The 7,673-nt window shown below is 65.7% G+C and carries 7 protein-coding genes; all 7 read right to left on the reverse strand.

The window, feature by feature from the left end:
* Positions 1-779 (reverse strand): acyl-CoA dehydrogenase family protein (locus tag QOD90_RS18405; RefSeq protein ID WP_526352266.1); only part of this gene is annotated, 779 nt, incomplete at its 3' end.
* A gap of 19 nt (positions 780-798) precedes the next feature.
* A complete protein-coding gene (locus QOD90_RS18410) occupies positions 799-1,944 on the reverse strand; it encodes a thiolase family protein (RefSeq protein ID WP_526352267.1) in 1,146 nt (381 codons plus the stop codon).
* Entirely contained in the window at positions 1,944-2,789 is an 846-nt protein-coding gene (locus QOD90_RS18415) for an enoyl-CoA hydratase/isomerase family protein (protein WP_526352268.1), read from the reverse strand. Before QOD90_RS18415 ends, QOD90_RS18410 begins: the two co-directional genes overlap by 1 nt.
* The gene (locus QOD90_RS18420; protein ID WP_526352269.1) at positions 2,786-4,000 is read right to left on the reverse strand and encodes a CaiB/BaiF CoA transferase family protein; all 1,215 of its coding nucleotides are present in this window, start codon (positions 3,998-4,000) and stop codon (positions 2,786-2,788) included. Before QOD90_RS18420 ends, QOD90_RS18415 begins: the two co-directional genes overlap by 4 nt.
* A 29-nt stretch (positions 4,001-4,029) precedes the next feature.
* Positions 4,030-4,788, reverse strand: a complete 759-nt coding sequence (locus QOD90_RS18425) for an SDR family NAD(P)-dependent oxidoreductase (RefSeq protein WP_526352270.1) — start codon at positions 4,786-4,788, stop codon at positions 4,030-4,032.
* Entirely contained in the window at positions 4,788-5,954 is a 1,167-nt protein-coding gene (locus QOD90_RS18430; protein WP_526352272.1) for an acyl-CoA dehydrogenase family protein, read from the reverse strand. The genes QOD90_RS18425 and QOD90_RS18430 overlap by 1 nt, the downstream gene beginning before the upstream one ends.
* A 112-nt stretch (positions 5,955-6,066) precedes the next feature.
* A complete protein-coding gene (locus tag QOD90_RS18435) occupies positions 6,067-7,359 on the reverse strand; it encodes an amidohydrolase family protein (protein ID WP_526352271.1) in 1,293 nt (430 codons plus the stop codon).
* Positions 7,360-7,673: the final 314 nt, after the last annotated feature.

Raw genomic sequence — 7,673 nt, forward strand, 5'->3', positions numbered from 1 at the left:
GCCGAGCGGGCCTGCGCTACCGACCCGACGGCCACCGTCAGGCGCTCCTGAGCCAGGTTGTGCCCCAGATAGCCGAAGGCCTCACCGACCTCGCCAAGCACGTTGGCCGCCGGGACCCGCACGTCGACGAAGGACAGCTCGGCGGTGTCCTGAACCTTGCAGCCCATCTTCTCCAGCTCGCGACCGCGGGTGAAACCAGGCATCCCGTCCTCGACGACGAACAGGGTCAGCCCCCTGCGCCGGTTGTCCGGGTCGGTCGAGGTGCGCGCGACGACGACGACGAGATCGGCCTGCATGCCACCGGTGATGAACGTCTTCGCGCCGTTGAGGATGAAGTCGTCACCATCGGCCACCGCGGTGGTGCGCATGCCCGCCAGGTCCGAGCCGGTACCGGGTTCGGTCATCGCGACGGCGGTCAGCAGCGTGCCCGCGGCAAGGCCGGGGAACCAACGCGTGCGCTGCTCGTCGTTCGCGTAGTGCAGGAAGTATGGCAGGATCACCTCGAGCTGCGTGCGCACCGTCGACAGCGTGACCAGTGCCTTCGCCGCCTCCTCCTGCAGGACCACGTTGTAGCGGTAGTCGGGCATCCCGCCGCCGCCGTACTCCTCGGGGATCGCCATGCCGAGCAAACCAAGCTCACCCATCTGCTTGAACACCTCGCGAGGCAGCCGGCCGCCCTTCTCCCACTCGGGGTAGCGCGGCACGACCTCCTTCTCGACGAACTCGCGGGCCAGCTGGCGGAACGCCTCGTGGTCTTCGTCGTACAAGTCCCGGCGCATCTGCGCCCCCTTCCAATTCCTAAGCGATGAGTTCGACGAGCGTGGCGTTCGCGGTGCCGCCGCCCTCGCACATGGTTTGCAGGCCGTAACGAATTCCGTTGTCCCGCATGTGATGAATCATCCGCGTCATGAGCACCGCACCTGAAGCGCCGAGTGGGTGACCCAGCGCGATCGCGCCGCCGAGCGGATTGAGCCGCGCCTCGTCGGCTCCGGTCTCGGCCAGCCAGGCCAGCGGGACCGGTGCGAAGGCCTCGTTGACTTCGTACACACCGATTTCGTCGATGCCGACGCCCGCCCTGTGCAGCACCTTCTCGGTGGCGGGGATCGGGCCGGTCAGCATCAGAACTGGGTCAGCGCCCGTGACCGCCCCGGCGCGGTAGCGCACCAGCGGGGTGAGACCCATGTTCACGGCGTTCTCCGCGGTCGTCACGAGAAGTGCCGCGGCGCCGTCGGAGATCTGCGATGAATTGCCGGCGTGGATGACACCGTCCTCGGTGAAGGCGGACTTGAGGCCAGCAAGCTTCTCCACCGTGGTCCCGCGCCGGATGCCCTCGTCGGCCGCGATGACGTCGCCCTCGGTGAAGACCGGGACGATCTGGTCGGTGAATGCGCCTGCGTCCTGAGCCGCAGCCGCCCGCGCGTGGGACTGCGCGGAGTACTCGTCGAGGCGGGTGCGCGAGAGGTTCCACCTGGTGGCGATCATCTCCGCGGACAGACCCTGGTTGAACGAGAAGTCGTCATACCGGGCAAGCACTTTCGGCCCGTACGGCATGCCGGTGGCGCGCGCCGACCCCAGCGGCACTCGGCTCATCACCTCGACGCCACCAGCGACGACGACATCCTGCTGGCCCGACATCACCGCGTGCACGGCGAAGTCCAGGGCCTGCTGGCTCGACCCGCAGGCCCGGTTCACCGTGGTGCCGGGAATGTGTTCCGGCCAGCCCGCCGCCAACACGGCGTAGCGGCCGATGTTGCTCGACTGGTCACCGACCTGCGAGACACATCCCCATACGACGTCGTCGATCACGGCGGGGTCGACGCCGGTGCGCTCGGCCAGCTCGTTCAACACCACTGCGGACAGATCGGCGGCATGCTGATCGGACAGCCCGCCGTTGCGCTTGCCCACCGGTGTGCGCACGGCTCCGACGATGACGGTTTCCCGCATTACTTCTTCTCCGATCCCTTGTCGTCCCCCGGGTCGCTTCGCTCCTGCCCCCTGGGAGTCTTTACTGCCCATTCCCCGGTGAACTCGGGCTGTCGCTTCTCTGCGAACGCCGCGTACGCCTCCCCCGAGTCTGCCGTGGCGAAGTTGCCCGGCTGGGCGCGGGCCTCGTTCGCCAATGCTTGCGGCAGCGTGCTGTTGGCGCCGTCGTTGAGCAGCGCCTTGCTCTGCGCCAACGCGAACGGCGGTCCGGCCGACAACCGGCCGGCGAGCTCGTCGACGAACACGTCGATCTCCTCAGCCGGCGTCACCCAGGTGACGAGGCCGAGCGCGTGCGCCTCGGCGGCGTCGATCATCTCCCCGAGCAGGACGAGACGCTTCGCCTGCTGCAACCCGACGAGTTTGGGCAGCAGCCACGACCCGCCGAGGTCCACCGACAATCCGCGCTTGGCGAAGATTTGGCAGAACCGCGACTCGGGCGTGGCCACCACCAAATCGCAACCCAGCGCCAGGTTCCAGCCCGCGCCGACGGCGACGCCGGTCACCTTCGCAATCGTGGGGACGGCCAGCTCGTGCAGAGCCAACGCGACGTCGCTGAGCCGGTGCAGCTTGTGCCGCGGATGGAGGTCCTCACCGGTGCCGATGTCGGCGCCCGAGCAGAACGTTCCCCCGGCTCCGGTGAGCACCAGCGCGCGTACTGACTCGTCGCGCCCCGTCGCACGCAGCGCATCGGCGAGTTCGCGCCAGAGCCGGGGGTCGATCGCGTTCTTGCGGTGCGGCCGGTTCAAGGTCAGGGTCCGGACCCCCTCGCGGTCCTCGATCAGGAGAACGGGTTCGTCGCCGGTCATGTGTACGCCGGCCCGATCGCGCCCTGGTCCCGCAGGGCCGCGATGTCTTCGGGTGTGAGGCCCAGTTCCGCGAGCACCGCGTCGGTGTGCTCGCCGAGCCCCGGCACCGCACCCATCGGCGGTTCGAAGCCGCTGATGACGGGAGGTGGCAGCAAAGCCGGGATCGCACCCTTCTCCGAACCCACCGACCGCCACCGGTCGCGGGCCGTCAGTTGCGGATGGGCCACCACCTCGCTCGGCAGGTTGTATCGGGAGTTTCCGATGCCTGCGGCGTCGGCGGTCTTCTGGATGTCGACGAGATCGTGCTGGACGCACCAAGACTCGATGGCCTCGTTGATCTCGTCGCGGTGAACGCAGCGGTCCGCATTCGTGCCGAACCGAGGGTCGTCGGCGAGGTCGGGGCGAACGATGATCTCGCGAGCCAGCCGCTGCCATTCGCGGTCGTTGGTGGTGCCGAGAACCACGGTCTGACCGTCGCGGGTCGGAAACGACCCGTACGGCGCGACCGCGGGCGCGCTCACGCCGAGTGGCTGCTGATCGACGCCGGTGTGCTGGGTGTAGGTCAGCTGGTAACCCATGATGTCTGTCATCACGTCGAAGAGGCTCAGCTCGACCGCAGGCGCTGCGACGTCGGAGCGACCGCCCCGCGCGACGAGCAGCGCCAGTATCGACAACGCGGCGTACAGGCCAGTGGTGAAGTCGGCCATCGCGGGGCCGGGCTTGGCAGGCCTGCCCGGGTAGCCCGTCACCGCGCACGAACCCGACTCCGCCTGCACCAGAAGGTCGTACGCCCGCTTGTGTGAGATCGGTCCGCCCGGCCCGTACCCATCGATCTCGACCGGAATGACATTCGGATGTCGCACGGCGAGATCCGCGCGACCCAACCCCAGCCGTGCCGTCGCACCAGGGGCGAGGTTGGACACAAACGCGTCGGCGCCATCGAGCAGGCGGTGCAGCACGTCCATGCCCGCGGGCGACTTCAGGTTCAGGGTGACCGATTCCTTGCCACGGTTGCACCAGACGAAGTGTGCGGCAAGGCCTCCTGGACCGTTCACCACGTCGTCGTAGTCCCTGGCGAAGTCTCCCCCGTTGGGGTTCTCCACCTTGATGACCCTGGCACCGAAGTCGGCGAGCACCCGGCTGCAGATCGGGGCGGCCACTGCCTGCTCCATGGCCACGACGGTGATGCCCGAGAGCGGTCCCGGGGTCACTCCCGCACCGCTCCGCTCCTGCCCTCCGGTCACATCACCATGCCGCCGTCGACCGGCAGCACCTGACCCGTCACGTAGGAGGCGGCATTGGAGGCCAGGAAGACGAAGGCGCCGGCAATCTCGTCGGGATCGGCCCAGCGCTGCAACGGGATTCGACGCATCATGTTGGCGGAGAACTTCTCGTTGGTGCGGATCGTCTCGGTCATCGGGGTGGCGGCCAGCGGCGCCAACGCGTTCACCAGGATGTTCTTGCGCGCCAACTCGCGAGCCAGCGACTTGGTGAAGCCGATGATGCCCGCCTTGGCCATCGAATAGTTGACCTGCCCGAGGGTGCCGGTGATGCCGGCCGCCGAGGTGACGTTGATGACCCGTCCGGTGCCGTCGGTCGCCAGGAAGGGCAGTGCCGCCTGGGTGACGCGGAACGCGCCCATCACGTGGATGTCGAGCAGACGGTCGACGTTCTCCTCGCTGATGTCGGCGAACATCGCTGGCGCGGTGACCCCGGCATTGTTGACGACGATGTTGAGCACGCCGCCTGTCAGCGACGCCGCCTGCGCCACAGCGGCATCGGCCGAGCCGCGGTCCGCGACGTCGAGTGCCGCACTCTGTGCGCTACCGCCATCGGCCAAGATGGCCTCGGCCACGGCAGCGGCGGCATCCTTGTCGAGATCGGTCACCAACACCGCGGCTCCGGCAGTCGCCAAGGCCCTGGCAACGGCCGAGCCGATACCGCCGGCGGCACCCGTCACCAGGGCGGAGCGCCCGGTCAGGTCGAATAGCGGGTTCATCAATAGCTCCTCGGCAGTCCAAGCACCTTCGAGGCCAGGAAGTTGAGAATCATCTCCTGGCTCACCGGCGCGATCTTCATCAGACGTGACTCCCGGAAGAATCGAGAGATGTGGTACTCCTCTGAATAGCCCATGCCGCCGTGGGTCTGCAGGGCACGATCGGCTGCGTCGAAACCCGCATCGGCACAAAGGTACTTGGCCATGTTGGCCTCACGTCCACACGGCTTGCCGTTGTCGTAGAGCCAAGTGGCCTTGCGCAGGATCAACTCAGCGGCGTCGAGCCGCGCCAAGGAGTCGGCGAGCGGGAACTGGATGCCCTGATTCTTGCCGATCGGCCGGTCGAACACGACGCGCTCGTTCGCGTACTTGACCGCGCGGTCCAACGACACCCGCCCGATGCCCAGCGCCTCGGCCGCGATCAGCATCCGCTCGGGGTTCAGCCCGTGCAGGATGTATTCGAATCCCTTGCCCTCCTCACCGATTCGGTCCTCGACGGGGACTCGCAGGTCATCGATGAAGAGTTCGTTGGAGCTGACGGCGTTGCGACCCATCTTCTTGATCGGCCGGATGTCGACGTGATCGCGATTCAGGTCGGTCAGGAACAGCGAAAGGCCGTCGGTCTTCTTGGTGACCTCGTCATACGGGGTGGTCCTGGTGAGCAGCAGGATCTTCTCGGACTCGAGCGCCTTGGAGATCCATACCTTGCGGCCGTTCACCACATAGTGGTCACCGTCTCGCTTGGCAAATGTCGTGATACGCGAGGTGTCAAGGCCCGCACCGGGTTCTGTGACCCCGAAGCACACGTGCAGGTCGCCATCGACGATTCGGGGCAGCGTGGCCGCCTTCATCTCCTCGGACCCGTACACCACGACTGGCTGCATGCCGAAGATCGAGAGGTGAATCGCACTCGCCGCGTTCATGGCACCGCCCGAGCGTGCGACCTCCTCGGCCAAGATCGTCGCCTCGGTAATCCCCAGGCCATGCCCGCCGTACTCCTCGGGGATGGTCATGCCGAGCCAGCCACCGGAAGCAATGGCGTCGTAGAACTCCTGGGGGAACTCGTGGGCCTGGTCCTTGTCCATCCAGTACTGATCGTCGAATTTCGACGCCAGTTCCGCGACGGACTTACGGATCAGCTGCTGATCCTCGGTCAGCTCGAAATTCATACCACCAGTCACCACAACCTCCTACCGATCGAAAACCGTTCGCACGCAGTCGAAGTCGCCGGGGCGTTCACTTGGTGTCCGCACCCGACGTACCGCGACTCTGCCTACCCGTTCAGTCCTTGGCGCCGCTCATCGCCTTGGCGCCGGCGGCCCACTCCTGGAAGTTGGGGCCATTCTTCTCGTGCTTGGACAGCGCCTGAATGGTGACGTCGTGATCGCCGGCGGCCGCCCGCAGCGCGCCGACGGTGGCCTGCTCCCTGGGGACGTCCTTGAACGGCTCGAAGTGATACAACTTCATCGCGTTCAGATGAGTCATCTTGTTGATCTCCTCATCGGACACGTCGTAGGTCTTGAACACCCCGTCCAACTCTTCGGGAGCGCCGGGCCACATCGAGTCCGAGTGGGGGTAATCCATCTCCCAGCAGATGTTGTCCACCCCGATCTCGTGCCGCAGCTTCACCCCGACCGGATCGGAGATGAAGCACGTCATGAAGTGGTCCCGGAATACCTCCGATGGCAACTTGTCGCCGAAGTCCTGATGTGTCCACGTGGAATGCATGTCATAGGTACGGTCGACGCGCTCCAAGAAGTACGGAATCCAGCCCGTCCCACCCTCACTCAAGGCGATCTTCAGCGTTGGATACTTCTTGATCGGCGCCGACCACAACAGATCCGCCGCCGCCAGCACGATGTTCATCGGCTGCAACGTGATCATCACGTCCATCGGCGAATCGGGCGCCGGAATGCTCAGCTTGCCCGAAGACCCGATGTGGACGTTCATCACCGTCTCGGTGTCCACCAATGCCTTCCACAGCGGCGTCCAGTAGTCATCGTGAAAGCTGGGGTATCCCAAGGCCGCCGGGTTCTCCGTGAAGGTCAGCGAGTGCACACCCTTCTTGCTGACCCGACGCACCTCGGCGGCGGCGAGCTCGGCGTCCCAGATCACCGGCAACGCCATCGGAATGAACCGACCCGGATGCGCCCCGCACCATTCGTCGATGTGCCAGTCGTTGTAGGCCTGCACCAACGCCAGCGAGAAGTCGGAGTCATCGGTGGCGAACAATCGGCCCGCGAAACCCGGGAACGACGGGAAGTTCATCGTCGCCAACACCCCGCCGGCGTTCATGTCCTTCACCCGCTCGGCGGCATCGAAACAGCCCTTGCGGATCTCGTCGAGACCCTGAGGCTCCAGGCCGTACTCCTCCTTGGGACGGCCCGCGACCGCATTCAACGCCACGTTCGGGATCACCGTCTCCCGGAACTGCCAGGTATCCGAACCGTCCGGGTTGTGCACCAACCGCGGCGCATCGTCGAGGTACTTCTCGGGCAGATGATTCTTGAACATGTCAGGCGGCTCGATGATGTGGTCATCGACGCTGATCAAGATCATGTCGTCCTTGTTCACAACCGTTCCCTTCGGTCTCACCTTCGGCACTGACATCCACGACGTTCTCTACTACAGGAAACTAGCCTCTCCTTTGGCGAGAATCAACCTAGCCAAACCAGTCAAATGCGGAAGAACCTGCAGTTATGCCCGCCGAGACCGGCGGATGCCGACCCTCACAGCCGACTCTTCCATTGACGTTTCGGCCAAGGGGTGGAAATCTGTTAGGCAAATATGAGAATATGATTCTCGCTTGTGAGAGCATCTGAGTTAGACCGAAAGGAGAGCGTCGTGCGCCTGCCCCCGCTGCCAGCTGCCGACTGGGATGACGCCGT

Origin of the sequence: Mycobacterium sp. (assembly GCF_032161845.1) — a bacterium.
In the GTDB taxonomy this organism is placed as follows: domain Bacteria; phylum Actinomycetota; class Actinomycetes; order Mycobacteriales; family Mycobacteriaceae; genus Mycobacterium.

Bases quoted from the DNA above. Each gene is read 5' to 3' on its own strand.
- QOD90_RS18410 (WP_526352267.1), bottom strand. From the start codon at position 1,944: ATGCGGGAAACCGTCATCGTCGGAGCCGTGCGCACACCGGTGGGCAAG.
- QOD90_RS18415 (WP_526352268.1), bottom strand. From the start codon at position 2,789: ATGACCGGCGACGAACCCGTTCTCCTGATCGAGGACCGCGAGGGGGTC.
- QOD90_RS18425 (WP_526352270.1), bottom strand. From the start codon at position 4,788: ATGAACCCGCTATTCGACCTGACCGGGCGCTCCGCCCTGGTGACGGGT.
- QOD90_RS18430 (WP_526352272.1), bottom strand. From the start codon at position 5,954: ATGAATTTCGAGCTGACCGAGGATCAGCAGCTGATCCGTAAGTCCGTC.